The sequence below is a fragment of the Ruegeria sp. HKCCD3925 genome, from assembly GCF_057221175.1.
This window is the reverse complement of sequence record NZ_JBWVBI010000003.1, coordinates 368,249-392,350: the sequence shown is the minus strand read 5'-3', so window position 1 is coordinate 392,350 and position 24,102 is coordinate 368,249. Positions and strand designations below refer to the sequence as shown.

Here is a 24,102-nt window from a genome sequence, read left to right as displayed (position 1 = left end):
GAGGCGGATCGTCAGGATTCGGGTTGCAGGTGAGGTGAAACATCTGCAACCGTTCTCTTATGCCGATGATCGCCGTAGAAACTCAGTTTGGTTGCCTTGGTGTCGAAGAGACCAGCGGCGCCATCACGCGTCTTGTCTGGAATGGCCGTTACGAAGGTCTAGCCACCCCGGTTCTGCGAGAAGCGGCGGCGCAGTTGCGTGCCTATGACGAAGGGCGTTTGCAGCAGTTCGAACTGCCCTACCGGATCAAGGGATCGGAATTTCAGCGTCAGGTGTGCGATGCCATGTATGCTATCCCATTTGGTGATACGCGCACCTATGGCGAGTTGGCTAACGACCTTGGCTACTCGGCGCAGGCGGTTGGGCGCGGATGCGGGGGAAATCCCATCCCCATCATTATACCCTGTCACCGGGTTCTGGGTGCAGACGGGAAGATGGTTGGTTTTTCAGGCCACGGCGGTGTTGAGACCAAAGTGGCTCTGCTGCGTCACGAAGGTGCTGCCAGCCTGTTGATCTGATCGGTACTTATCTGTTGCAATCGGAGCGGCACGGCCCCAACCTATATCGAATAGTGAATTTGAAGGACCGAATTGAATGACCGGCCAGACAGACCCCGCCGCACGTAAGAAAGCCATCATCGATCATCTGATGTCTTTGGAAGAACAGGAACTGGCAACCGCACAGGCACATTATGATGCCTTCCTTAAGGACTCGCAGTTGGATGACCGAGAAGGGCATGACAAGGACGACATCGCTGCCTCGCGCGAGAATGCAGATCTGGCGGCCGCCTTTGATGCGCCTGTTCATGCGCATCACGCCAAGATTGACGTGATCGAGAACACTGATTTTGGCCTCACGGATACGGTGCAGCCCGGCGCCGTAATCAAGTTCAACAATCGCCGCTTCGTCGTATGTGTCTCAACGACTCGGTTTGAGGTGGACGGCAAAACCTACATGGGCATTTCGACCCAAAGCCCGATCTATCTGGCTATGGTTGGCCTGCAAGAGGGTGACGTGTTCACCCATAACGGGACTGAGTTCGAGGTTCAGGAAGTCTTGTAATCCCGGGCCTTGCGCGGCGGAATGATCTGCTGCGCAATACCGGCCGAGACCAAATACAAGCTGGTGATCACCAGCCCCCAATGGGCCCAGCTTTCGGGGTGAAAGTCGACCCAGGCGGCCCAGCCTGCAAAGAATGTCCACGCAAAAGCCATAGGCAATGACAGGGTGCGCCAACGCTCGGTCCGGACTGGGTGAATGAATTTCAGCGGCAGGAACATTGCGACAGACAGCAAGGTGACCAGCAGCAGGATGACCCAGAAGTTGGGCTCCAGGGCGAAGATCACAATGACGAACATGTTCCAGCAGCCTGGAAAGCCAGAGAAGGAATTATCTTTGGTTTTCATGCGGGTATCCGCAAAGTACATCGCGCTTGCAAAGGTGATGACGATGATTGCGAACCAGCCGGTCCAGCCGTCCATCAGACCTGACTTAAACAAGGCGAAAGCGGGAATGAACACGTAGGTCAGATAGTCGATGATCAGATCCAGCAATACCCCGTCAAACTCGGGTGCATTCTTTTTGACATGATAGTGCCGCGCCAGCGGGCCATCGATGCCATCGACGATGAACGAGACAACGAGCCAGAGATACATCAGGCTCCATTTCTCTTCGACTGCTGCCAACATGGCGAGCATTGCGAAAACGGCACCTGTAGCGGTGAAGAGATGAACGGAAAGCGCTTTGAATCTGAGTGTCATGGTGGTGTCATGACGGAAGCAAGGCGCAGATGCAAAGCAAAAAGGGTCTTTGCTTCAGGCTTTTGGGTGCGTGCGGTTATAGACTTCCATCAACCGGGCCGTATCGACTGCGGTATAGGTCTGCGTGGTTGAAAGCGAGGCGTGACCCAAAAGCTCTTGGATCGCGCGCAGGTCGCCGCCCGCAGACAGCAGATGGGTGGCAAAGCTGTGGCGCATCGCGTGCGGGGTGGCTGTTGCGGGAAGGCCAAGTTGCATCCGTGCCTTGGCGACCACAGCCTGAATGATTCCGGGGTTGAGCGGGCCGCCCCTGACACCTCGGAACAACGCCTTATCAGGGGATTGCGGATGTGGGCAGAGGTGAAGATAGCGATCCACCGAAGCCCGAGCGGCAGGCAAGACCGGTACGATTCTTTCCTTATCGCCCTTACCCGATATGCGCAGCGTTTCTGGCAGAGGAGCGTCCACACCGGTCAAAGACAACGCCTCGGAAATCCGCAACCCGCACCCGTAGAGGAGCGTCACAACTGCAACATCCCGTGCAGCGACCCAGTCCGATGAGGATTGTAGCTCGACCGTGTCGATCATTGCGCGCGCGGCATCTTCGGCCAGAGGTCGGGGCAGTTTCTTGGTAAATTTGGGCGCTCGGGTGGACAGCACCGCAGTAGGTTCGAACCCTTCGCGTTCGGCCAACCAGCGATAGAAGGTTTTGACGGCAGAAAGCTTGCGCGCCAGAGATCGCGCGCCGACATCAGAATTGCGCTGCTCTGCCATCCAGGCCCGCATGTCAGAAACGCTGATGCGTTCCAGCGCGGCCAGCCCTTGGCGCTCGCTGTGATGCAAGGTCATGAAGGACAGGAATTCTGTCACGTCGCCGCGATAGGCGTTGAGCGTATTTTCAGACCGCCCCGCCAGCACCCCCAGACTGTCCAGCCAATGCTGCAGAGCATCGCGGCAGGCTGGGGAAATCAGGCTCACGACAGCCAGTGGCGCATAGAGCGTTCGAACACGCCGGCAAAAAAGGCAAGAAGATCAGTGCCAAGCTGAGGTGAGAAATGCCTCGGGTCGCGCGCGCCCATGACAATCATGCCGGGTAGGCGGCCAGTGCCAAGATCGAGTTTCAGGCAGGCCTCGGATCGTAGCTGATCGGCTTGTTTACCGTAAACTTGCGGATTGGGATGGCGGATTTCGCGCAAGGTAACCTCGCGCGGCTGACCGTTGCGGTCAGCGGTTAGATAGCTATCGATAAAGCCGGGCTCAGCCACAGTCAGCACGCCGCCGAGCTGGTTCACCACCGGATCATCACGTACGACGGTTGTTTCGAGGACCAGAGTGATGTGATCGACACGCAGGATTTCGGCCACGTCATTGCCTAGCGCGCGCAGGAAATCCTCGAACACGGTTGGCTCCAACAGGCGAAGAATGGCGCGATGCACCTGATTTGTGCCCGCCAAGTTCTCATACGCCGCCGCGATGACTGAGCGATGAGTGTCCTCAAGGCGGTCAAGACGCGCCTCAAGCCGCTGCATGGCGATACCGCGCAGGTCGATAACGTTGTCACCACGCGCCTGCTCATTTGCAGCCACCAAGGCCTGCATCAGGTCTTTGTCATCCAGCACGGCGTCAGGCTCAGCCAGAATTGCGGCGCGGAGATTGTCCTTGAGTTTAGGATCGCTGCTCATGTCCCGTCCGGTCGTTTTTTTTGTTTGGCGGGCTTATAACATGGGTTGCTGGATTTGCCTTGGGAAAAATGCACGCGAAAGGCGAATTTCGTCGTTGCTGTGGCGGGCGCTCCCGCCTGCCCGGCGCTGATCAAAGATCAGCTTTTGCCGTTGGGCCGGGCGCGGTGCCTGATGGCACCGCGCGGCAATGCTTGGGATCAGAGGATTTTCTGACCTGTCTTGGCCCAGTCGGCCAGGAAAGTTTCAAGGCCTTTGTCGGTCAGCGGGTGGTCGGCCAGTTTTTTGATCACGCCCGGAGGTGCTGTAATCACGTCAGCCCCGATGCGGGCACTGTCGGTCACGTGGTTTACGGTGCGGATCGAGGCGGCGAGGATTTCGGTCTCGAACCCGTAATTGTCATAAACTTGGCGAATATCTGCGATCAGGTCCATGCCATCTAGGTTGATATCATCCAGACGTCCGATGAACGGCGAGATGAAGGTTGCGCCCGCTTTGGCCGCCAGAATCGCCTGATTGGTCGAGAAGCACAGGGTCACGTTGACCATCTGGCCTTCGTCGGTCAGTGTTTTACAGGTTTTCAAACCAGCCCATGTCAGCGGTACTTTGACTGCGATGTTGGGCGCGATCTTGGCCAGCTTACGGCCTTCGGCGATCATGTCGTCGGCCTCGGTGGCGACAACTTCGGCCGAGACGGGGCCGTCGACCAGATCACAGATCTCTTTGGTGACTTCCAGAATGTCGCGGCCCGATTTCAGGATCAGCGAGGGGTTGGTGGTTACGCCGTCCACCATGCCCAGATCGTTCAGTTCGGCGATGGCGTCGATCTCGGCGGTGTCTACGAAGAATTTCATGAGGGCAGTCCTTTGATGGGTTGGCCTTGGTCGCGGATGGCTTTACCTCAAAGAGACCCATGCTGGAACCCCCTGCGAAGGATATGCCGTGAGCGCTAACGGATTTTTCGACGAAGGAGAGCTGGTTGCGGTGCTGACCACGCAGCCGCTGGACCGGACGTTGGATTACAAAGCGCCCGAGGGCGGGTGCTTTCTTGGGGCGTTTGTCGAGGTGCCTTTGGGCCCGCGCAAAGTCTTGGGTGTGGTTTGGGGGCCGGGGCAGGGTGGTTTTGATCTGGCCAAGGCGCGGTCGGTGAACCGGGTGCTTAAGGTCGCGCCGATGCGTGAAGAAATGCGGGTGTTTCTGGGGAAAGTGGCTGACTACACCCTGACGCCGATGCCTGCGATGCTGCGGCTAGCAACGCGCGCGCCGGGGTTGGGCGATCCGCCCTCAATGCGCAAGGTTTATCGTTTGGGCGGTGGTCAACCGGACCGAATGACCGACGCACGAATGCGGGTACTTGAAGTTTTGCGAGACTATGGCGGCTTGGCCTTTACGCTGAAGGAACTGGCCGAGCAAGCGGGGGTCACATCTTCGGTCATTAAGGGGTTGGTCAAACAGAACGCTGTGCGTGAAGAGGACAGCCCGCGTGATCTTCCCTATCCTCATCTTGATCCAGAATTGCCGGGAAAGGACCTGACCGAAGATCAGGCGGAGGCCGTGATGCGGCTTCAGACCGGGCAACGGACGGGAGATTATGGAACGACTCTTCTGAAAGGGGTGACGGGCTCGGGCAAGACCGAGGTTTATCTTGAGGCGGTCGCCGAGGCCCTGCGCGTGGGGCGGCAAGCACTGGTCTTGCTGCCCGAGATCGCGCTGACGGCTGAATTTCTGACCCGTGTCGAGGCGCGATTTGGTGCGCGTCCGGCTGAGTGGCATTCGGGCGCGACCATGACCGAACGTCGCCGGGTTTGGCGGATGGTCGGTCAGGGTGATGCGCAACTGGTCGTTGGGGCCCGGTCAGCACTGTTTCTTCCATTTCGCGATCTTGGTCTCGTAGTTGTCGATGAAGAACACGACACCTCGTACAAACAAGAAGATGGGGTGCATTATAGTGCGCGGGATATGGCCGTTCTGCGTTCGGCCATCTGCGGAGCGCGGGTGATTCTGGCCAGCGCGACGCCTTCACTGGAAAGCTGGGCCAATGCCGAGGCGGGTAAATACGAGCGGCTGGACCTGAACTCGCGTTTTGGTGCAGCAGTCCTGCCCGAAATGAAGCCGATCGACATGCGCGCCGAGCAGATGCAGGCCGGGACTTGGATTTCCCCCTCGCTGCGGCAGGCGGTGCAACAGCGTATCGAACGCGAAGAGCAGTCACTGCTGTTCATCAACCGCCGTGGCTATGCGCCCGTGACACTATGCCGGGCGTGCGGGGAGCAGATTGCCTGCGATCATTGCGACGCGCGAATGGTTGAACACCGGTTCCTCAAGCGTCTGATGTGCCATCAATGTGGTGAGACCAAGCCAATGCCAGAGGCCTGCCCATCCTGCGGGGTCGAGGGTAAACTGGCACCGGTCGGACCCGGGATTGAACGGCTGGCAGAAGAAGCCGAGGCGGCGTTCCCCGAAGCCAAGATCGCTATGCTCAGCTCTGATCTGTTTGGTTCGGCTCGTGCCCTGAAGGCCAAGATCGAAGAGATTGCCGAAGGCGATGCGGATATCGTTATCGGGACGCAGCTGGTGGCCAAAGGACATAACTTTCCAAAGCTGACACTTGTAGGGGTGATCGATGCGGACCTTAGCCTGCATGGGGCTGACCTGCGCGCGGCGGAACGAACTTTTCAATTGATGCGGCAGGTAGCGGGCCGGGCAGGTCGTGCGGAAAAACCGGGGCAGGCGTTGTTGCAGACATTCCAGCCGGAACATCCGGTGATCCGGGCGATTCTATCGGGCGATGAAGAAGGGTTCTGGAAGGCTGAAGCCGCCGGGCGTCAGGCCGCCGGGGTGCCGCCTTATGGTCGAATGGCCGGGATTGTCCTGTCTGGCCCCGAGGTCGGGCCGGTCTTCGACATCGGCAACGCCATGGCGCGAAACGATGCGCCGTTGCGCGATGTTGGTGCTCAGGTATTTGGCCCGGCTCCAGCTCCGATCGCGCGCATACGTGGGCGTCACCGCGTCCGGCTGTTGGTCAAAGCCCCGAAAGGTGCGCCTATTCAGGACGCCATCGCCCGCTGGATCGCCCCGTTGAAGTTGAAAGGCGATATCCGCCTGACCGTGGATATCGATCCACAAAGCTTCTACTGACCCCTGCATCAGTGCAGAGCAGCTGTGCGCCGGCCGCTTTCCCCTCGCCAAAAAGTACAAATGGGCGTAGAGCATCCTCATGCTGAAACCCATGCCCTTGTCTGAGGCGCAGAGTCTTCCGCTCTGGCGCCGCCCTATGACGCTCTTGTTCGTGATGGCGTTGACCATGCCGATCGCGTTTAACGCGTGGAGTGCATTGCTGAACAATTTCGTCATCGAGGCGGCGAACTTCGACGGGGCGGATATCGGGCTTTTGCACACGGTACGCGAGATTCCGGGCTTTCTGGCCGTTGGCGTGATTGCGGTGATCATTTTCATCCGCGAGCAGGTACTGGCCATGATCTCATTGATGATGTTGGGCGTGGCGACGGCGGTGACGGCCTGGTTTCCCAGCCTTGGCGGGCTGCTGTTTGTGACGCTGTTCAGCTCGATCGGGTTTCACTACTATGAGACGGTGAACCAGTCACTGCAGCTGCAATGGCTGCCTAAAGACCGTGCGCCGCAGGTGCTTGGCTGGCTGGTGGCTATGGGCTCGGCTGCGACGGCTGTGGTCTATGGCTTGATCGTCCTGACATGGGACCGCTTCGACCTGTCCTATAACTTCGTGTTCATGGCGGCAGGCGGCGTGACAACTTTGCTGGCAGTGTTTTGCTTGATTGCTTACCCGCAATTCGACGCACCGACGCCGCAGACCAAGAAGCTGATCCTACGCCGCCGCTACTGGCTGTATTATGCATTACAGTTCATGGCGGGCGCGCGGCGGCAGATTTTTGTCGTGTTCGCCGGTTTCATGATGGTCGAGAAATTCGGCTTTGAAGTACACGAACTGACCAGCCTTTACCTGATCAACCTTATGATCAACATGATGGCGGCTCCGCTGCTGGGCAAGGCAGTCGCGCGGTTTGGCGAACGCCGCACTCTGATCTTTGAATATGCCGGGCTCGCCATCGTTTTCGCAGCCTATGGCGGCATCTACTGGTTTAGCTGGGGCGTGCTGCTGGCGGCGATCCTCTATGTGATCGACCATGTGCTGTTTGCTCTGGCGTTGGCTTTGAAAACTTATTTCCAGAAGATCGCCGACCCGGCGGATATTGCGCCCACTGCGGCGGTGGCATTTACCATCAATCATATCGCCGCTGTTTTCTTGCCAGCACTTTTAGGTCTGCTATGGGTGGTTTCGCCCGGCGCTGTGTTTGGTTTGGCCGCTGCAATGGCGATCATCTCGCTTCTGCTGTCATTACTGATCCCGCGTCATCCGGAACCGGGCAACGAAACCATCCTGTCGAAATACGCCCCCGCGCCCGCCGAATAAGCGACTCCGCTTGACCTTGGCGGTCGGTGCCCCTAGGCGCTGTTTCGATCGAAACAGGAGGCCCCCATGCCAACATTCACTGCTCTGACCACTTTGACCGGCAAGAAAGCCGCCGAAGGATTGGGCGAGGCGATGGAACGGCTGGACCCGGAACCAACCGGCGTCGGCGTGTTCGAGGTCGAGGATGGCTCGGGCCTGTGGGAGGTCGGCGGCTATTTTACCGAAACCCCGGATGAAACCGCGCTGGCGGTTCTGGCCGCCGCGTTCGAGGCCAAGCCCTTTGTGGTCTCGGAACTGCCCGAAACGGATTGGGTTGCCCATGTCCGCCGCGAACTAGCCCCGGTCGAGGCCGGCCGGTTTTTTGTCTATGGAAGCCATGATGCCGACAAACTGCCCGAAGGCCGCATTCCGCTGCTGATCGAAGCTGCGATGGCATTTGGCACAGGGCACCATGGGACAACGCTTGGCTGCCTCAAGGCTTTGGACCATCTTCTGGATCATGGGTTCACGGCCACCAAAGTTGCCGATATCGGCTGCGGTACTGCCGTGCTGGCGATGGCCGCAGCTCGGGTTTGGGATGGCGATATCATCGCCAGCGACATTGATGAGGTTGCCGTCGACGTGGCCGAGGCCAACCTTCGGGCGAACGGTATGGCGGGTGCGGTTAAATGTGTTGAAGCTGCAGGTTTCGATCACCCGGATCTGAAGGCGCATGCGCCTTACGATCTGATATTCGCCAATATCCTAAAAGGTCCGCTCGTGGCCCTTTCGCCTGAAATTTCGGCGAACCTGCGGGGGGGTGGACAAGCGATTCTATCGGGAATCCTCAATGAACAGTCCGATGACGTGATCTCGGTTTATCTCCAAAACGGCTTCAATCTGGTTCGCCAGGATCGGATTGGTGAGTGGACGACGCTAATCTTAAGCAAACAGGGCTGAATTTAGGCCATTTACGGGAGTTTTGTGGATTTTTGCCACGTTTTTGTCGCATTCTCTAATTACCGTCTTTCAATGCACTCGGGGGGCGGTTTTCGGAGGCTGCCATGACAGGAAAACAACTCGAATTCGATCAACGCATCTCGCGTTTGAACAAAAAGCACCAGAAACTCAGCCGCGGCTATCGTGCCACGTTGCGCTCAGACGGGCTGGTGGTGATGAAACCACAGCGTATGCGTTCAGCAGTTCCAGCGAGGGTTTTGTTACTGTGTTTGGTTGGCTTCTTTGCCTTCAAGACCTTTTTACTGTCTCATCTTGGCCCGACTGCGTACGAAACGCGTGTTGAAAGCCTGAATCAGGGCACGCCGGTTGAGAAAGCTGGCGCCTGGATCATGCAGGCCGATCCGGTGACCGCGTTTTTCTCGAGCCAACTGAACAAGGTATGGTTCTAACCGGATATCTTGCACCCTCCTAATAAAAACACCGCATGCCTCACGGCGTGCGGTGTTTCTGTTTGCCCCACAGGGAGGAGGAAGGGGCTTATGCGGTAGTCCGTTATCTCAGTAACGGCGGCCTTCGGCGACAACGTCGATGTCGCCGCGGCATAGTCCGATATCGTCCAGTTCGCGGTCAGAAAGACCGTTCAGCGCGTTACGGGTTGCGCGGGCGTCATTCCATTCAACAACGGCGTTTACAACCGATGCAAAAAGTGCGCCGATACGGCCGACGAGGCCGAATGAGCCAGTGGTGGTGCGGGTGGTATCCAGTGCAGCCATATCCTGTTTCCTTCTGGTTTGTGTTAAACTCTGATCTTGCGATCTGAGCGGCATCTAGTGATGAGTTTCGCCGTGCGCAAGCGCAGAAATTGCATGTGTCCTATGCATTTTTTGCAACGCTCGAAATTGATGAAAACCCCTTAAATCATTGGTAAAAGTTCGATCGGAAAAGCGTCGAAAACGAACCTAACCCGGTCGCAAACAGGCCGCGAGGAACCGGAGGCGACATGAATGTCGGTTTTGGACCTTGAGTTGATTTCCTTGGAAAATGTTCACGCTTCGTGCTAGTCGATGAAAAAAGATCACACAAACCCGAGCAGGCCGAGACAAAACATGCGAATTCTGGGCATTGATCCAGGGCTTAGAACCTTGGGATGGGGCGTCATCGAATCGCATGGCAGCCGCCTGAGCCACGTTGCGAATGGATTGTGCAAATCCGATGGTGATGATCTGGGGGAAAGGCTGCTGTCGCTACACAATCAAATCGTCGAAGTCATCGCCGAGCACAATCCAGATCAGGCGGCAATTGAACAGACCTTCGTCAACAAAGATGGGGCCGGTACACTGAAACTGGGTCAGGCGCGTGGTGTCGCGCTTCTGACGCTTGCGCAGGCGGGTTTGCCGGTTGGCGAGTACGCCCCCAACCGCGTCAAGAAAACGGTGGTGGGCGTCGGGCACGCCGAAAAAGAGCAGGTTCTGCATATGGTCAAACTCCAACTGCCCGGTTGTTCCCCCAAAGGGGCGGATGCTGCGGATGCATTGGCGATTGCCATCTGCCATTCCTACTATGGCGCCGCACCGCAGGCACGGATGAAAGAGGTACGCGCATGATCGGCAAGCTCACTGGACGGCTGGATTACCGCGCGGCGGATCACGTTCTGATCGACGTGCGGGGGGTCGGCTATATCGTCTATTGCTCGGACCGGACCATGGCGGCCCTGCCGGGGGTGGGTGAGGCAATGTCAATCTACACCGATATGGTCGTGCGCGAAGACCTGATGCAGCTTTATGGTTTTCTGTCCTTGGTCGAGAAGGAATGGCACCGTCTGCTGTGCTCGGTTCAGGGTGTGGGTGCGAAGGTATCGCTGGCCATTCTTAGTGCGCTGGGGCCCGATGGTGTCAGCCGCGCGATTGCCTTGGGCGACTGGGGGGCCGTGAAGGCCGCAAAGGGTGTCGGCCCCAAGACCGCGCAACGGATCGTTCTTGACCTCAAGGACAAGGCCCCGGGTGTGATGGCGATGGGCGGCACGGTGACCGAAGCGATGGATGGCCCGGCACTTGAAGTGGTTGAGACGACCGAGCCTGCGCCTGTTCCGAAACGGGTGGCCAAACCGGCCTCGGGCGCTGCCGCTGCTTCTGCGGATGCGCTGTCGGCGTTGGGCAATCTGGGCTATGGACCGTCCGAGGCGGCATCGGCCGTGGCCGAGGCAGCGGCTAATATGCCAGATGCGGGCGAGGCCGATCTGATACGCGCCGCGCTGAAGCTACTGGCCCCCAAGGGCTGAGTGAAAGGGTAACTGAATGGTAGACGCTGATCCCGCCCTGCGACCCGAACCGATGCCCGAGGACAATGACCGCGCCCTGCGCCCGCAGGGGCTGGATGAATTCATTGGTCAGGCCGAGGCGCGGGCCAACCTACGCATCTTCATCCAGTCGGCCCGCCAACGCGGTGAGGCGATGGATCACACGCTGTTCCATGGTCCACCTGGATTGGGTAAGACCACGCTTGCGCAGATCATGGCGCGCGAGTTGGGAGTGAATTTCCGCATGACCTCGGGGCCGGTTCTGGCCAAGGCGGGGGATTTGGCGGCGATTCTGACCAATCTGGAATCGCGGGATGTCTTGTTCATCGACGAGATTCACCGTCTGAACCCGGCGGTCGAAGAGGTGCTGTACCCCGCGATGGAGGATTTCGAGCTGGATCTTGTCATTGGTGAAGGTCCGGCGGCGCGGACTGTACGGATCGAGCTGCAGCCATTTACGCTGGTCGGGGCGACAACGCGGATGGGGTTGCTGACCACGCCGTTGCGCGATCGGTTTGGCATCCCGACCCGGCTGCAGTTCTATACGGTCGACGAGTTGCACGAGATCGTCACCCGCAATGCCCGCAAACTGGGCGCACCTGCGGATGACGAAGGCGCGCGTGAGATCGCGCGCAGGTCTCGTGGAACACCACGGATCGCCGGTCGTCTGCTGAGACGCGTAGTGGATTTTGCCATCGTCGAAGGCGATGGGCGGATTACGCGCGACTTGGCGGATGGGTCACTGACCCGGCTGGGGGTCGATAACCTTGGTCTGGACGGGGCCGACCGCCGGTATTTGAAGCTGATTGCCGAGAACTATGCGGGCGGGCCAGTGGGGATTGAAACACTCTCGGCGGCGTTGTCCGAAAGCCGGGATTCGCTGGAAGAGGTGATCGAGCCTTATCTCCTGCAGCAAGGCCTGATCCAGCGCACTCCGCGCGGACGGATGCTGGCGCAAAAGGCATGGACGCATCTGGGGATGGCTGCACCCAAAGGACAGAGCGATCTGTTTGGTTGAAGTGGGGCGCATTAGATTTTAAGCCTCAGGCCGTCGTATCTAAATCGAGAAGAAGGACTGGGGCGTGACACCCGATGAGATTGAGGCGCTGTTCACACGAGAAAGCGGTGAGTTTCTGTTTGCGCGCTGGGGCAGACCCATCGTGCCCATCGTGTTTGGTGTCGAGGATGAAACGCTGTCGACCGTAAAAGGTGCGTTCGAGGCGGTTGTCACTCTGGCAAATCACAAGATGGCCGAGACGGATCCCGAACTGGGTGCCAATTGCATGGTGTTCTTCTTCCGTGAGTGGCAGGAATTGTTGGACGTGCCCGATCTGGATCGCCTGATCCCGGATCTGGCCCCACTGGTTGACCGGCTGGTGGCTGCCGATGCCAATCAGTATCGCATTTTCCGGTTCGAAGAAGACGGCGCCATCCGCGCGGCATTTGTGTTTTTGCGCATGGACAAAGAGCTGTCGAAAGTGCCGGCAGAAACGCTGGCGCTAAACCAGGTCGTACAAACGATCCTGCTTTGGTCCGATACTGCCTTTCGCAGCGCCTCACCTCTGGCGATTGCTGGTGACGCGACGATCTTGCGGCCTGATATTGCGGCCTTGATCCGCGCCGCCTACGATCCTGTTCTGCCCGGTGCCGCGCAGGACCCCTCTCATGCGCTGCGCTTGTTCGCCAGATTGGAGCCGTCGCAATGAAGCATCACTACCCGGTCCGTGTTTATTACGAAGACACCGACATGGGAGGCGTGGTCTATCACGCAAATTATCTGAGATACATCGAACGCGCCCGGTCGGACTGGGTGCGTAAACTGGGTAATGATCAGAACGCGATGCGGGACGCAGGCATTGTCTGGGTCGTGCGGCGGATCGAGGCGGATTATCTCGCCGCCGCTAGGTTTGAAGACGAGCTGATGGTCGAGACCGAGATGGTTTCGCTATCGGGCGCTCGGTTGACAATGTCGCAATTGGTCAAGCGTGGCGAGACCGAGATTTTCCGCGCCGAGGTAACGGCTGTCTGCATGAATGCGCAAGGTAAGCCCGTTCGTCTTCCGGCAGAGATTCGCGCATTGATGTAACATTTTCAGCCTCCGGGGTGGTTCTGTTGGCTTTTCATCTCCATCTGCGTTAGCGTTTGGCAAAACAAGGCCAAATGGCCATCAGGCAAAACAAAGAGCAGGTTCATGGAAGCTGAAACGCTGGCGCTGGCGCAGGAGATCGATTTCTCCATGTGGGGGCTGTATGCCCGCGCGACCTTTATCGTCAAACTGGTGATGTTGATGCTGATCGGTGCATCCATCTGGTCCTGGGGCATTATCATTCAGAAACTGATCAACTACCGAGCCGCGCGGCGCGAGGCGCAGGTATTCGATGAAAGCTTCTGGTCTGGCAATCCGCTGGATGAGCTGTTCGAGCAGATCGGAACCCAGCCCGATGGCAGTTCCGAGAAGATTTTCGCGGCGGGGATGATCGAGTGGCGACGCTCGCACCGCACCGATGGCGGCTTGATCGCAGGGGCGACGGCGCGGATCGATCGCTCGATGGACGTGGCGATCGCGAAAGAGGCTGAGGGTCTGCAAAAAGGGTTGCCCATTCTGGCCACTGTCGGATCGACAGCGCCGTTTATCGGCCTGTTTGGCACCGTTTGGGGCATCATGAATGCCTTTATCGAGATTGCCGAGCAGCAGAACACAAACCTCGCCGTAGTGGCCCCGGGTATTGCCGAGGCGTTGCTGGCCACCGGTCTTGGCTTGCTGGCCGCGATCCCGGCGGTGATATTCTATAATAAACTCAGCGCAGACAGTGACCGCATCGTCGGCGGCTACGAGGCCTTTGCCGATGAATTCGCCACTATCCTGTCGCGTCAGTTGGATAGCTGACGATGGGTGCGGCAGTTCAGCAAAGCTCGGGCGGGAACGGACGCAGGCGCGGACGGCGGCGCGGGCGCGCCCAACCGATGGCCGAGATCAACGTGACGCCCTTTGTTGATGTCATGCTGGTGTTGCTGATCATCTTTATGGTGGCGGCCCCATTGTTGACCGTCGGCGTACCTGTCGATCTGCCCAAGACTGCCGCAAGTGCCTTACCCGGTGACAACGAAGAGCCGCTGACCGTGACCTTGACCGCAGATGGGCGCGTGCAGATCCAGACCACGGATGTGCTGCGCGAAGAACTGATCGGTAAGCTGCGCGCGATCGCAGCTGAGCGCAGCAGCGACCGCGTGTTCTTGCGTGCTGACGGCGCGATTCCATATGCGCAAGTGATGCAGGTCATGGGTGCTTTGAACGCGGGCGGGTTTTCCAACGTTGGCCTTGTGACCGATACCGGCGGGCCAACGCTGGACGAAGGGTGAGAGTGAGGCTGCGCGGTGGATACCGGCACCAAGATTTCGGCAATTGCGCATGTCAGCCTGATTGGCTGGGCGCTGATCGGCGGGACCTTCCGGTCCGAGCCGTTGCCGATGGCTGTACAGGATGTCTCGGTGATCTCGGCTGAGCAGTTTGCGGCCATGACCGCGCAACGCGAGGCACCCGAGGTGCCGACTGACCCGGCTGAACTGCAACAGCCTGCAGAACCTGATAAGATCGAAATACTGGACCCGACGCCGGAAGAAACGCCCGAACCTGAGCCGGTTGCCCAGCCCGAGCCGGAACCTGAGCCCGAGCCGGAACCGGAAACGGTGGAAGTCCCGCCCGAGCCCGAACTGATCGAACAACCTCCGACGCTTGAAGAGCCCGAGCCTGAGCTGGCGGCGCTTCCTGCGCCTCCGGGCCCAGAGGCCGAACCAAGCCCTGCGGATAAGATCGCGCCCGAGCAGATTGCTCCTCCTCCGCCCGAGGCCAAGCCGGATGACATTGAAACCCCTCCGGTTTCGCTGGATGAAGGGGCGGAAATCCAACAAGAACAGCAAGATCAAACGGCACCGGAAGAGGCCGCGCCCGAGATTGTGACCGAGGCGGAAGAAGTCGAAGATCCGGCCCCGCGAACCTCTCCTCGTCCGCGCGTGCGCCCGAACCGGCCGGCACCCCAGCCAGAGCCTGAGGTTGCAGAAACGCCCGAGCCCGCGCCGACTGAACCTGCGCAAAACGAGCAAGCGATAAATGACGCCTTGGCCGAAGCATTGGGCAATGGCACCGAACCTTCGGGCCCACCACTGACAAGCGGTGAAAAAGACGCGATGCGGGTTGCGGTGTCGCGGTGTTGGAATGTCGGGTCCCTGTCGACGGATGCGCTGGAAACCGTGGTTGTTGTCGGGTTTTCGTTGACCAGAGATGGCAAAGTGGTTGGCGGCAGTTTGCAGCTACTCGACAGTACAGGCGGCTCGGCCGCATCAGCAAAACAAGCCTACGAAGCCGCGCGCCGCGCAATTTTGCGCTGTGGGTCTAAAGGATATGACCTACCTGCTGACAAATACGATCAATGGCAGGATATTGAGATTACATTCAATCCCGAGAGGATGCGGATCAAATGATGAAACTTCTGACCAGCCTCTTAATTGGCCTGACCCTTCTTTCGACCTCGGCCTACGCCCAAAGTGGCCCGCTGCGTCTGGAAATCGATGAAGGGATCATCGAGCCGATGCCATTTGCGGTACCGAGCTTTGTGCCGGACGGACCTTCGGCCGCACAATATGCGCAAGACATCTCGCGCGTGGTGGTATCGGACCTGACGGGAACGGGTTTGTTCCGCGAAATCTCGTCGGATGCATTCATCAGCCGGGTCAGTAGTTTTGATGCCCCGGTGCAGTTTGCCGATTGGAAAGCGATCAACGCGCAGGCACTGGTGACAGGGGCGGTCAATGTTTCGGGCAAACGGCTGACGGTGCGGTTCCGGGTTTGGGACGTGTTCTCGGGTCAGGAACTGGGCAATGGGTTGCAGTTTGCGGGCACCACCGACGGCTGGCGTCGCATGGCGCATAAGGTGGCCGATCAGGTCTATACCCGGATCACCGGCGAGGGTGCTTACTTTGACAGCCGAGTCGCGTTCGTGTCGGAAAGCGGCCCTAAGGATCAGCGGCGCAAGCGGTTGGCGATCATGGATTATGACGGCGCGAATGTGCAGTATCTGACCGACAGCGCAGCGATTGTTCTGGCGCCTCGGTTCTCACCGACGGGCGACCAGTTGCTCTATACCAGCTACGAGACCGGTCAGCCGCGTATTTACGTTCTGGATGTCGGCCGCGTGGAGCGGCAAGAGTTGAAAACGCAGGAAGGCACCATGAGTTTCTCACCGCGCTTCTCTCCGGATGGTCGTTCAATTGTTTATTCGTTGACCCAAGGCGGAAACACGGATTTGTGGAAAATGGATCTGGCCTCGGGCCAAAGCGTGCGACTGACCAATACGCCCGCGATTGAAACTGCACCAAGCTATGCGCCGGATGGCAGTCGGATCGTGTTTGAAAGCGACCGGTCGGGCACTCCGCAGCTTTACATCATGCCCGCCAACGGAGGCGAGGCAACGCGGATCAGTTTTGGGCAAGGCCGCTATGGCACGCCGGTCTGGTCTCCGCGTGGTGACTTGATTGCCTTTACCAAGCAGAACAAAGGTCGCTTCCACATCGGTGTTATGCGCACAGATGGCAGCGAAGAGCGCCTTTTGACCGCCTCGTTCCTGGACGAAGGTCCCACTTGGTCGTCAAACGGGCGGGTCATAATGTTCACCCGCGAAACTCAGGGGGCAAGCGGTCGATCGACGCTTTACTCTGTGGATATTTCGGGCCGTAACTTGCGTCCTGTTAGAACGCCGGATGGCGGTAGCGACCCGTCTTGGGGGCCACTGCAGAATTGATTGGAACAGACCGCAGGTAAAGTTCACAACAAACCCGCAATGTGATAGAAGCGCGGCAATAAACAACGAAACACGAGGCACTTGAGATGAAACTGTTGAGCAAAGTCGCGGCAATTGGGGCGCTGACCCTGATTGCGGCCTGTTCCAATAATGATCCGTCGGCTCTGGGTGGCGGCGCTGGTGGCAGCGGCGCACTGGTTCCGGGCTCACCCAGTGATCCGCGTTCGCCAGCCTATTTCCAGCAAACAGTTGGTGACCGGGTTCTGTTCGCGGTCGATCAGTCCACGCTCAGCCCGCAGGCGCAGACGATTCTGCAAGGGCAGGCCGATTGGCTGCTCGCCAATCCGGATTTTGTCGCCAATATCGAAGGCCATGCGGACGAGCAGGGCACGCGCGAATACAACCTTGCGCTTGGAGCTCGTCGGGCCAATGCGGCGCGGGAGTATCTGATCTCGCGCGGGGTGGCAGGCAACCGGTTGACCACCGTCAGCTATGGCAAGGAACGCCCGATCGAAATTTGCAGCACCGAGGATTGCTATTCGAAAAACCGCCGCGCGGTGACGGTGCTGACAGGCTCAACCTTGGGGTAAGATGATGCGAATTGCAGGATTGGTTCTGGCGGCGGTTGTGGCCGTCGCTGGTGTGGCACAGGCTCAGGATCAGCAGACTTTGGCGGATATCCGTCAGGAGCTGACGGTGCTTCACGTGGAAATCCAACGCCTCAAGCGCGAGTTTTCAACCACTGGTTCCCCTGCGCCAAACCTGTCCGGCAGTTCCGTGCTTGAGCGCGTTGATGCGATCGAGGCAGAATTGCAGCGCCTGACACGCCAGACCGAGCAGTTGAACCAAAGGGTGCAGAATGTCGTGACCGATGGCACCAATCGTATAGGTGATTTGGAGTTTCGTCTGGTTGAACTTGAAGGCGGTGATCTGAGCGCGCTGGGCGAAACCTCAACGCTGGGTGGTGAGACATCGACCGATGTGGCTGTGGCACCCACCCCCAACCCTACGCAACCCACGGTCACTGATCAGGGGGAGCTTGCAGTCGGTGAACAAGCGGATTTTGATGCCGCTTCGCAGGCCCTGGTGGATGGAGATTTCCAGACCGCGGCCGATCTGTTTGCGCAATTCGACCAGTCCTATCCGGGCAGCCCGCTGGCGAGCCAAGCCAACCTGCGGCGCGGGCAGGCGCTGAAAGGGGTAGGCGATACACGCGAAGCGGCGCGCGCCTTTCTGGCCAGCTTCACGGGCGACTCCGAAGGGCCTCTGGCACCCGAGGCGTTGTTTGAGTTGGGCGCAGCGCTTGGACAGCTGGGCCAAACCGATCAGGCTTGCATCACTCTCGGCGAAGTTGGCGTACGATTTCCGGCATCGGCACCAGCTGCTTCGGCCACACAAGAAATGGCAACACTGGGCTGTTCTTGACCTCTGACGCCGATACGCTTCGGGCAAATCTGCGGGCGGGTCTGCCGGATCCACCACCGCGCCGGCTGGGGGTGGCGGTATCAGGGGGCAGCGATTCGACCGCCCTGTTGCATTTGCTGGTTGATATTGCGCGACAAGAGAATATCGAGTTGTTTGCAGCGACCGTTGACCACGGTCTGCGACCTGAATCAGCCTCAGAGGCCTTGGCTGTCGCAACCCTGGCGCAGCGCTTAGGCATTCCTCATGAAACGCTGAAATGGCAGGGGTGGGATGGATCCGGAAATCTGCAGGATCAGGCGCGGCGTGCGAGATACCGGTTGCTGGTCGCGTGGGCCGAATCGAAGGGCCTAGAGGCAGTTGCGCTGGGCCACACGGAGGATGATCAGGCTGAAACGGTACTGATGCGGCTGGCCCGTGCTTCGGGCGTTTCGGGGCTTTCGGCCATGGCTGTATCGCGAAAAGAAGGTCTGGTCACATTGCTGCGCCCATTGCTGTCCACGACACGCTCCGATCTTCGGGAATATCTGACTGCGCAAGGTATTTCGTGGATTGATGATCCGTCGAATCAGGACCCTCGTTTTGACCGGATCAAAGCCCGCCAGGCCCTGTTAGGATTAAATCAAATCGGGATCACGGCAGAGTCATTATCACGGGTCGCTGAAAATATGGCACAAGCGCGTGAAGCATTGGCGCAATACGCGCAGGAATCCGCTCTCCGGTTCTTCACGGTGGCGGATGGCGATCTTTGCATCGATCGCGATGGGTTCGAAACTCTGCCCGAAGAAATCTGTCGTCGGCTTGTGATTGCGTCTGTTTCATGGATCACGGGTGGAGAATATCCGCCGCGACACAAAGCGGTGGATCAAGTGCTGGATGCGATTTCGTCTGCTCAGACGGCCACCCTGGGGGGATGCATTTTAATCCCGGAAGGCAAAAAAACTTGGATTTGCAGAGAGCTAAACGCCGTCAGCAATCAGCTCGCGCGCGCCTCAGAACCTTGGGACAGGCGTTGGATTATGTCCGGGCCAAAAACTGAAGTTGCGGAAATCCGGGTGCTTGGGGAGGATGGTATTTTGCAGCTGGAAAACTGGCGCTCTGTCGGCAAACCTCGCGCTGCCGTGCTGTCGACGCCCTCGGTCTGGGTTGGAGGCAAGCTATTGGCGGCACCTCTGGCCGGTTTTGCAAACGGATGGCGCGCCGAACTGCTTCCAGAAAGGTCCGACTTCGATGCGGTGATTTTATCTCATTGAACCTGCCACAATCCTCTCTATTTTAAGGAACAACCCCGGCAGGTCCCGACCTGCCGAAACCTTTCGGGAGATTTTCCTTGGGCAACGCTCGCAATATCGCCTTCTGGGTCGTTCTGTTTCTGCTGATCCTGGCACTGTTCAACCTGTTCAGTGGACCCAGCGGGTCGCTTCAGAACAATGAACGCACCTATTCCGAATTCGTCAGCGCCGTGGACGCCGGAGACGTCACCAGCGTGACGCTGGATGGCGAACAGATCCGCTATCGCACGAATGAGAATCAGGACTTTGTCACCATCAAACCCACCGATGCCGAGGTGACGAAGCTGCTGATCGACAAGAACATCCCCGTACGTGCTGAAAAACAGCAGCAATCGGGTTTCCAGTCGTTCCTGATCACGCTGCTGCCCTTCCTGCTGCTGATCGGTGTTTGGGTCTATTTTATGAACCGGATGCAGGGTGGCGGCAAAGGTGGCGCGATGGGTTTTGGCAAGTCCAAGGCCAAGATGCTGACCGAAAAGCACGGCCGGGTGACGTTCGACGACGTTGCGGGCATCGACGAGGCCAAGGAAGAGCTGGAAGAGATCGTGGAATTCCTGCGCAACCCGCAGAAATTTTCGCGTTTGGGCGGTAAGATACCCAAAGGAGCGCTGCTGGTTGGCCCTCCGGGCACTGGTAAGACGCTGCTTGCCCGTGCGATTGCGGGCGAGGCAGGTGTGCCGTTCTTTACGATCTCGGGTTCCGATTTCGTTGAAATGTTCGTTGGTGTTGGTGCATCGCGCGTGCGTGACATGTTCGAGCAAGCCAAGAAGAACGCGCCTTGTATCGTGTTCATCGACGAAATTGACGCCGTGGGGCGCCATCGTGGTGCTGGCTATGGCGGCGGTAACGACGAACGCGAACAGACCCTCAACCAGCTGCTGGTTGAGATGGACGGTTTCGAGGCCAATGAAGGCGTGATCATTCTGGCTGCCACCAACCGGAAGGACGTTCTGGACCCCGCGCTGCTGCGTCCGGGCCGGTTTGACCGTAACGTGACCGTCGGCAACCCCGACATCAAAGGCCGTGAAAAAATTCTGGGCGTTCACGCGCGCAAGACGCCTCTGGGTCCCGATGTCGATCTGCGCATCATCGCGCGCGGCACGCCGGGCTTTTCGGGTGCTGATCTGGCGAACCTCGTGAACGAGGCCGCATTGATGGCCGCCCGCGTCGGTCGTCGCTTTGTCACCATGGAGGACTTTGAGAACGCCAAAGACAAGGTGATGATGGGGGCCGAGCGCCGTTCGATGGTGCTGACGCAGGACCAGAAGGAAAAAACCGCCTATCACGAGGCCGGCCATGCCGTTGTGGGTCTGGAACTGCCGCTGTGCGATCCGGTCTATAAGGCGACCATCATTCCGCGCGGTGGAGCGCTGGGTATGGTTGTGTCGCTGCCCGAAATGGATCGTCTGAACTATCATCGCGATGAGTGTGAGCAGAAGCTGGCCATGACCATGGCCGGTAAAGCCGCTGAAGTGATCAAGTATGGTGAGGACCACGTCTCGAATGGCCCTGCGGGCGATATCATGCAGGCCAGCCAGTTGGCGCGCGCCATGGTGATGCGCTGGGGCATGTCCGACAAGGTCGGCAACATCGACTATGCCGAGGCGCATGAAGGCTATCAGGGCAACACCGCCGGGTTCTCGGTATCGGCCCATACCAAAGAGCTGATTGAAGAAGAGGTAAAGCGCCTGATCCAGCAAGGCTATGAACGCGCGCACAAGATCCTGACCGACAAGAACGAGGAATGGGAGCGACTGGCGCAAGGCCTGCTTGAGTATGAGACCCTGACCGGCGATGAGATCAAGCGCGTCATGAATGGCGAACCGCCCACCGAAAGCGATGATGAGGGTGACAGCCCCGATGAGGGTAACGCCCCCAGCGTAACTGCCATCCCGAAGACCAAGTCCAAGAAATCGCCGCCAGATGGCGGGATGGAACCAGAACCCACCGCATAATTGCAAAACCCGGAGCCAGCCTCCGGGTTTTCTCTTTTCATCAGGGCGTTGCCGGGCATTATGCCTACAAACCTGCAGATGAATGGGGGCATCTCATGCCGTTCTTATGTGAAACTGAATATTCGGCCGAGGTGGTATGGCTGGGCCATGTTCCAGCAGGCCAGTCTTTGCGGGCCAAGCCTGTCAACGATTTGGACCTGAATTTTGATGGCGTTCAGGGGGAACGGCATCAGGGGCTCAATAGGGCGTCCTGTGTTCGAGTAGCGAATCTCTATCAAAAGGGCACCGAAATCCGTAATGTTCGTCAGCTGTCGGTACTGTCGGCAGAGGAGTTGGGTGATATCGCAGCCGAGATGAACCTGGCCGAGCTTGATCCGTCTTATCTTGGGGCATCGATCGTTTTGAAAGGCATCCCCGATTTCTCTCATATCCCTCCGTCGTCACGGTTGCAGGCCGAGAATGGCATGACGATCACTGTGGATATGGAAAACGCCCCCTGCGTTCTTCCCGGTCGCGAGATTGAGGCGGATCACACAGGATACGGAGCAGCATTCAAACCGGCGGCCAAAGGGCGGCGCGGAGTTACGGCGTGGGTTGAACGACCGGGGGCGCTGAAGCGCGGCGACAAGATGCAATTGTTTGTGCCGGATCAGCCACTTTGGCAACCATAGGTTCAATCCGTTTCCGATTTGCTCACTACGATTTCCCGCAACGCCGTTTCGCGGCAAGAAAATGTCGGAATCCTTAGCCTTCTGATTTGTGTACCTCAGTATATGTTGCGCAGCGCCGACGCCTGAGCGTCGGTTTTGCACGGAATTCAATCAGGGACCCTGCCCAATGAGCTACAAATCCGACATTGAGATTGCCCGCGAGGCAAACAAGAAGCCGATCCAGGAAATTGGTGCCAAGTTGGGCATCTCCAGCGATGATTTGCTGCCTTACGGCCATGACAAGGCGAAGGTCAGCCAGGACTTCATCAACTCGGTTCAGGATCGCGAAGACGGCAAGCTGATCCTTGTGACCGCGATCAACCCGACCCCTGCGGGTGAAGGCAAGACCACCACAACCGTGGGTCTGGGCGACGGTCTGAACCGCATCGGCAAGAACGCGATGATCTGCATCCGCGAAGCCTCGCTTGGCCCGAACTTCGGCATGAAGGGTGGCGCTGCGGGCGGTGGTTACGCTCAGGTTGTGCCGATGGAAGAGATGAACCTGCACTTCACCGGTGACTTCCACGCCATCACCTCGGCCCACTCGCTGCTGTCGGCGATGATCGACAACCACATCTATTGGGGCAACGAGCAGGAAATCGATACCCGCCGCGTTGCATGGCGCCGTGTGGTCGACATGAACGACCGTGCCCTGCGTCAGATTACTGCGTCTCTGGGCGGCGTGTCGAACGGCTTCCCGCGTGAAGCTGGGTTTGACATCACCGTGGCCTCGGAAGTGATGGCGATTCTGTGTCTGGCAAACGACCTGAAAGACCTTGAAAAGCGTCTGGGCGACATCATCGTAGCCTACCGCCGCGACAAGACCCCGGTCTACTGCCGTGACATCAAAGCCGAAGGCGCGATGACCGTTCTGTTGAAGGACGCAATGCAGCCGAACCTGGTGCAGACGCTGGAAAACAACCCGGCCTTTGTCCATGGCGGACCCTTCGCGAACATCGCACATGGCTGTAACTCGGTCATCGCGACAAAGACCGCGCTGAAAGTGGCTGACTATGTCGTTACCGAGGCGGGCTTTGGTGCCGATCTGGGTGCCGAGAAGTTCATGAACATCAAATGCCGCAAGGCAGGCATCGCGCCATCGGCCGTGGTACTGGTTGCCACTGTGCGCGCGATGAAAATGAATGGCGGTGTCGCCAAGGCTGATCTGGGTGCCGAGAACGTCGACGCTGTGAAGTCTGGTTGTGCCAACCTGGGTCGTCACATCGAGAACGTCAAATCGTTCGGCGTCCCAGTTGTCGTAGCGATCAACCACTTCGTTACCGACACTGATGACGAAGTAGACGCAGTCAAGAGCTACTGTGCCGAACACGGTGTCGAAGCGATCCTGTCGCGTCACTGGGAACTGGGTTCGGATGGCTCTGCGCCTCTGGCCGAAAAGGTTGTCGAAATCGTCGAAAATGGCGCTGCGAACTTCTCGCCGATCTATCCGGATGAAATGCCGCTGTTCGAGAAGATCGAAACCATCGCCAAGCGCATCTACCGCGCCGATGAGGTGTTGGCCGACAACAAGATCCGCAACCAACTGCGCGAGTGGGAAGAAGCGGGCTATGGAAATCTGCCGGTCTGCATGGCGAAAACCCAGTATTCGTTCTCGACCGACCCAACCCTGCGCGGCGCGCCTACCGGACACTCGGTTCCGGTGCGTGAGGTTCGCCTTTCCGCTGGTGCCGGTTTCATCGTCGTTGTCTGCGGTGAGATCATGACCATGCCCGGTCTGCCGCGCAAACCGGCCGCCGAAACCATCTGCCTTAACGACGCAGGTGAGATCGAGGGCTTGTTCTAAGCG

Annotated in this window: 26 protein-coding genes; 21 read left to right on the top strand and 5 right to left on the bottom strand. The window is 58.6% G+C overall.

The features are described from left to right. The first annotated feature begins 59 nt into the window (after positions 1-59). Together AC2TEM_RS09410 and AC2TEM_RS09405 are read left to right on the top strand one after the other, a co-directional pair. Complete coding sequence (locus AC2TEM_RS09410; protein ID WP_170424334.1) at positions 60-518, top strand: methylated-DNA--[protein]-cysteine S-methyltransferase; 459 nt, start codon at positions 60-62, stop codon at positions 516-518. 76 nt (positions 519-594) lie between these two features. Further along, entirely contained in the window at positions 595-1,062 is a 468-nt protein-coding gene (locus tag AC2TEM_RS09405) for a hypothetical protein (protein WP_170397423.1), read from the top strand. Here AC2TEM_RS09405 and AC2TEM_RS09400 read toward each other — a convergent pair. The 4 genes from AC2TEM_RS09400 to fsa all read right to left on the bottom strand — a co-directional run bounded on the left by AC2TEM_RS09400 (position 1,047) and on the right by fsa (position 4,290). Continuing rightward, a complete protein-coding gene (locus AC2TEM_RS09400; RefSeq protein ID WP_170397421.1) occupies positions 1,047-1,760 on the bottom strand; it encodes a CDP-alcohol phosphatidyltransferase family protein in 714 nt (237 codons plus the stop codon). The two genes, AC2TEM_RS09405 and AC2TEM_RS09400, sit on opposite strands and share 16 nt — an antisense overlap. Before the next feature lie 54 nt (positions 1,761-1,814). Beyond that, positions 1,815-2,735, bottom strand: coding sequence for a tyrosine recombinase XerC (locus tag AC2TEM_RS09395; RefSeq protein ID WP_170424332.1), 921 nt, complete (start codon positions 2,733-2,735; stop codon positions 1,815-1,817). Continuing rightward, positions 2,732-3,439, bottom strand: coding sequence for a DUF484 family protein (locus AC2TEM_RS09390; RefSeq protein ID WP_170397417.1), 708 nt, complete (start codon positions 3,437-3,439; stop codon positions 2,732-2,734). Before AC2TEM_RS09390 ends, AC2TEM_RS09395 begins: the two co-directional genes overlap by 4 nt. A 197-nt stretch (positions 3,440-3,636) precedes the next feature. After that, positions 3,637-4,290 (bottom strand): fructose-6-phosphate aldolase, encoded by a 654-nt coding sequence (gene fsa / locus AC2TEM_RS09385; RefSeq protein WP_170397415.1) that lies wholly within the window; start codon positions 4,288-4,290, stop codon positions 3,637-3,639. An 88-nt stretch (positions 4,291-4,378) separates the two neighbouring features. Here fsa and AC2TEM_RS09380 point away from each other — a divergent pair, with 88 nt between their 5' ends. The 4 genes from AC2TEM_RS09380 (at position 4,379) to AC2TEM_RS09365 (ending at position 9,274) form a co-directional block, all read left to right on the top strand. Continuing rightward, complete coding sequence (locus tag AC2TEM_RS09380; RefSeq protein ID WP_480856151.1) at positions 4,379-6,574, top strand: primosomal protein N'; 2,196 nt, start codon at positions 4,379-4,381, stop codon at positions 6,572-6,574. Positions 6,575-6,653: 79 nt separating this feature from the next. After that, complete coding sequence (locus tag AC2TEM_RS09375; protein ID WP_170397410.1) at positions 6,654-7,886, top strand: MFS transporter; 1,233 nt, start codon at positions 6,654-6,656, stop codon at positions 7,884-7,886. A 66-nt stretch (positions 7,887-7,952) separates the two neighbouring features. Beyond that, positions 7,953-8,825 carry a 50S ribosomal protein L11 methyltransferase gene (locus tag AC2TEM_RS09370; protein WP_170397408.1) on the top strand — a complete coding sequence of 291 codons (873 nt, stop codon included), beginning with the start codon at positions 7,953-7,955 and terminating at the stop codon, positions 8,823-8,825. Positions 8,826-8,929: 104 nt separating this feature from the next. Further along, a complete protein-coding gene (locus AC2TEM_RS09365) occupies positions 8,930-9,274 on the top strand; it encodes a hypothetical protein (protein ID WP_170424328.1) in 345 nt (114 codons plus the stop codon). A 108-nt stretch (positions 9,275-9,382) separates the two neighbouring features. Here the strand turns inward: AC2TEM_RS09365 and AC2TEM_RS09360 are convergent, their stop codons facing one another. Next, positions 9,383-9,598, bottom strand: a complete 216-nt coding sequence (locus tag AC2TEM_RS09360; protein WP_170397404.1) for a DUF1127 domain-containing protein — start codon at positions 9,596-9,598, stop codon at positions 9,383-9,385. A gap of 333 nt (positions 9,599-9,931) precedes the next feature. On the opposite strand from AC2TEM_RS09360, the gene ruvC reads away from it, so the two are divergent. The 15 genes from ruvC to AC2TEM_RS09285 all read left to right on the top strand — a co-directional run bounded on the left by ruvC (position 9,932) and on the right by AC2TEM_RS09285 (position 24,099). After that, the gene (ruvC, locus tag AC2TEM_RS09355; protein ID WP_170404395.1) at positions 9,932-10,429 is read left to right on the top strand and encodes a crossover junction endodeoxyribonuclease RuvC; all 498 of its coding nucleotides are present in this window, start codon (positions 9,932-9,934) and stop codon (positions 10,427-10,429) included. Next, the gene (ruvA, locus tag AC2TEM_RS09350; protein WP_170424326.1) at positions 10,426-11,103 is read left to right on the top strand and encodes a Holliday junction branch migration protein RuvA; all 678 of its coding nucleotides are present in this window, start codon (positions 10,426-10,428) and stop codon (positions 11,101-11,103) included. Before ruvC ends, ruvA begins: the two co-directional genes overlap by 4 nt. 16 nt (positions 11,104-11,119) lie before the next feature. After that, positions 11,120-12,139: a Holliday junction branch migration DNA helicase RuvB gene (gene ruvB, locus AC2TEM_RS09345; protein WP_170397397.1), complete on the top strand. Its 1,020-nt coding sequence runs from the start codon at positions 11,120-11,122 to the stop codon at positions 12,137-12,139. A gap of 64 nt (positions 12,140-12,203) precedes the next feature. Beyond that, positions 12,204-12,827, top strand: coding sequence for a hypothetical protein (locus AC2TEM_RS09340; protein ID WP_170424324.1), 624 nt, complete (start codon positions 12,204-12,206; stop codon positions 12,825-12,827). Then, positions 12,824-13,207 (top strand): tol-pal system-associated acyl-CoA thioesterase, encoded by a 384-nt coding sequence (ybgC, locus tag AC2TEM_RS09335; protein WP_170424322.1) that lies wholly within the window; start codon positions 12,824-12,826, stop codon positions 13,205-13,207. Before AC2TEM_RS09340 ends, ybgC begins: the two co-directional genes overlap by 4 nt. Positions 13,208-13,312: 105 nt before the next feature. Next, complete coding sequence (gene tolQ / locus AC2TEM_RS09330; RefSeq protein WP_170397391.1) at positions 13,313-14,008, top strand: protein TolQ; 696 nt, start codon at positions 13,313-13,315, stop codon at positions 14,006-14,008. A 2-nt stretch (positions 14,009-14,010) separates the two neighbouring features. Continuing rightward, positions 14,011-14,481: a protein TolR gene (gene tolR / locus AC2TEM_RS09325; RefSeq protein WP_170424320.1), complete on the top strand. Its 471-nt coding sequence runs from the start codon at positions 14,011-14,013 to the stop codon at positions 14,479-14,481. A gap of 15 nt (positions 14,482-14,496) precedes the next feature. Beyond that, complete coding sequence (locus AC2TEM_RS09320) at positions 14,497-15,600, top strand: ribonuclease E domain-containing protein (protein WP_170424318.1); 1,104 nt, start codon at positions 14,497-14,499, stop codon at positions 15,598-15,600. After that, positions 15,597-16,916, top strand: a complete 1,320-nt coding sequence (tolB, locus tag AC2TEM_RS09315) for a Tol-Pal system beta propeller repeat protein TolB (RefSeq protein ID WP_170424316.1) — start codon at positions 15,597-15,599, stop codon at positions 16,914-16,916. Before AC2TEM_RS09320 ends, tolB begins: the two co-directional genes overlap by 4 nt. 86 nt (positions 16,917-17,002) lie before the next feature. Continuing rightward, positions 17,003-17,506, top strand: coding sequence for a peptidoglycan-associated lipoprotein Pal (gene pal / locus AC2TEM_RS09310; RefSeq protein WP_170397385.1), 504 nt, complete (start codon positions 17,003-17,005; stop codon positions 17,504-17,506). 4 nt (positions 17,507-17,510) lie between these two features. Then, entirely contained in the window at positions 17,511-18,341 is an 831-nt protein-coding gene (gene ybgF / locus AC2TEM_RS09305; RefSeq protein WP_170424526.1) for a tol-pal system protein YbgF, read from the top strand. Beyond that, positions 18,338-19,591, top strand: a complete 1,254-nt coding sequence (gene tilS / locus AC2TEM_RS09300) for a tRNA lysidine(34) synthetase TilS (protein WP_170424314.1) — start codon at positions 18,338-18,340, stop codon at positions 19,589-19,591. The genes ybgF and tilS overlap by 4 nt, the downstream gene beginning before the upstream one ends. 77 nt (positions 19,592-19,668) lie before the next feature. Next, entirely contained in the window at positions 19,669-21,585 is a 1,917-nt protein-coding gene (gene ftsH, locus AC2TEM_RS09295; protein WP_170424311.1) for an ATP-dependent zinc metalloprotease FtsH, read from the top strand. Positions 21,586-21,680: 95 nt separating this feature from the next. Beyond that, complete coding sequence (locus AC2TEM_RS09290) at positions 21,681-22,256, top strand: MOSC domain-containing protein (protein WP_170424309.1); 576 nt, start codon at positions 21,681-21,683, stop codon at positions 22,254-22,256. A gap of 166 nt (positions 22,257-22,422) precedes the next feature. Beyond that, positions 22,423-24,099, top strand: a complete 1,677-nt coding sequence (locus tag AC2TEM_RS09285; protein WP_170424307.1) for a formate--tetrahydrofolate ligase — start codon at positions 22,423-22,425, stop codon at positions 24,097-24,099. Positions 24,100-24,102: the final 3 nt, after the last annotated feature.

Bases quoted from the DNA above. Each gene is read 5' to 3' on its own strand.
- AC2TEM_RS09410 (WP_170424334.1), top strand. From the start codon at position 60: ATGCCGATGATCGCCGTAGAAACTCAGTTTGGTTGCCTTGGTGTCGAA.
- AC2TEM_RS09405 (WP_170397423.1), top strand. From the start codon at position 595: ATGACCGGCCAGACAGACCCCGCCGCACGTAAGAAAGCCATCATCGAT.
- AC2TEM_RS09400 (WP_170397421.1), bottom strand. From the start codon at position 1,760: ATGACACTCAGATTCAAAGCGCTTTCCGTTCATCTCTTCACCGCTACA.
- AC2TEM_RS09390 (WP_170397417.1), bottom strand. From the start codon at position 3,439: ATGAGCAGCGATCCTAAACTCAAGGACAATCTCCGCGCCGCAATTCTG.
- fsa (WP_170397415.1), bottom strand. From the start codon at position 4,290: ATGAAATTCTTCGTAGACACCGCCGAGATCGACGCCATCGCCGAACTG.
- AC2TEM_RS09375 (WP_170397410.1), top strand. From the start codon at position 6,654: ATGCTGAAACCCATGCCCTTGTCTGAGGCGCAGAGTCTTCCGCTCTGG.
- AC2TEM_RS09370 (WP_170397408.1), top strand. From the start codon at position 7,953: ATGCCAACATTCACTGCTCTGACCACTTTGACCGGCAAGAAAGCCGCC.
- AC2TEM_RS09365 (WP_170424328.1), top strand. From the start codon at position 8,930: ATGACAGGAAAACAACTCGAATTCGATCAACGCATCTCGCGTTTGAAC.
- AC2TEM_RS09360 (WP_170397404.1), bottom strand. From the start codon at position 9,598: ATGGCTGCACTGGATACCACCCGCACCACCACTGGCTCATTCGGCCTC.
- ruvC (WP_170404395.1), top strand. From the start codon at position 9,932: ATGCGAATTCTGGGCATTGATCCAGGGCTTAGAACCTTGGGATGGGGC.
- ruvA (WP_170424326.1), top strand. From the start codon at position 10,426: ATGATCGGCAAGCTCACTGGACGGCTGGATTACCGCGCGGCGGATCAC.
- ruvB (WP_170397397.1), top strand. From the start codon at position 11,120: ATGGTAGACGCTGATCCCGCCCTGCGACCCGAACCGATGCCCGAGGAC.
- ybgC (WP_170424322.1), top strand. From the start codon at position 12,824: ATGAAGCATCACTACCCGGTCCGTGTTTATTACGAAGACACCGACATG.
- tolQ (WP_170397391.1), top strand. From the start codon at position 13,313: ATGGAAGCTGAAACGCTGGCGCTGGCGCAGGAGATCGATTTCTCCATG.
- tolR (WP_170424320.1), top strand. From the start codon at position 14,011: ATGGGTGCGGCAGTTCAGCAAAGCTCGGGCGGGAACGGACGCAGGCGC.
- tolB (WP_170424316.1), top strand. From the start codon at position 15,597: ATGATGAAACTTCTGACCAGCCTCTTAATTGGCCTGACCCTTCTTTCG.
- pal (WP_170397385.1), top strand. From the start codon at position 17,003: ATGAAACTGTTGAGCAAAGTCGCGGCAATTGGGGCGCTGACCCTGATT.
- ybgF (WP_170424526.1), top strand. From the start codon at position 17,511: ATGCGAATTGCAGGATTGGTTCTGGCGGCGGTTGTGGCCGTCGCTGGT.
- AC2TEM_RS09290 (WP_170424309.1), top strand. From the start codon at position 21,681: ATGCCGTTCTTATGTGAAACTGAATATTCGGCCGAGGTGGTATGGCTG.
- AC2TEM_RS09285 (WP_170424307.1), top strand. From the start codon at position 22,423: ATGAGCTACAAATCCGACATTGAGATTGCCCGCGAGGCAAACAAGAAG.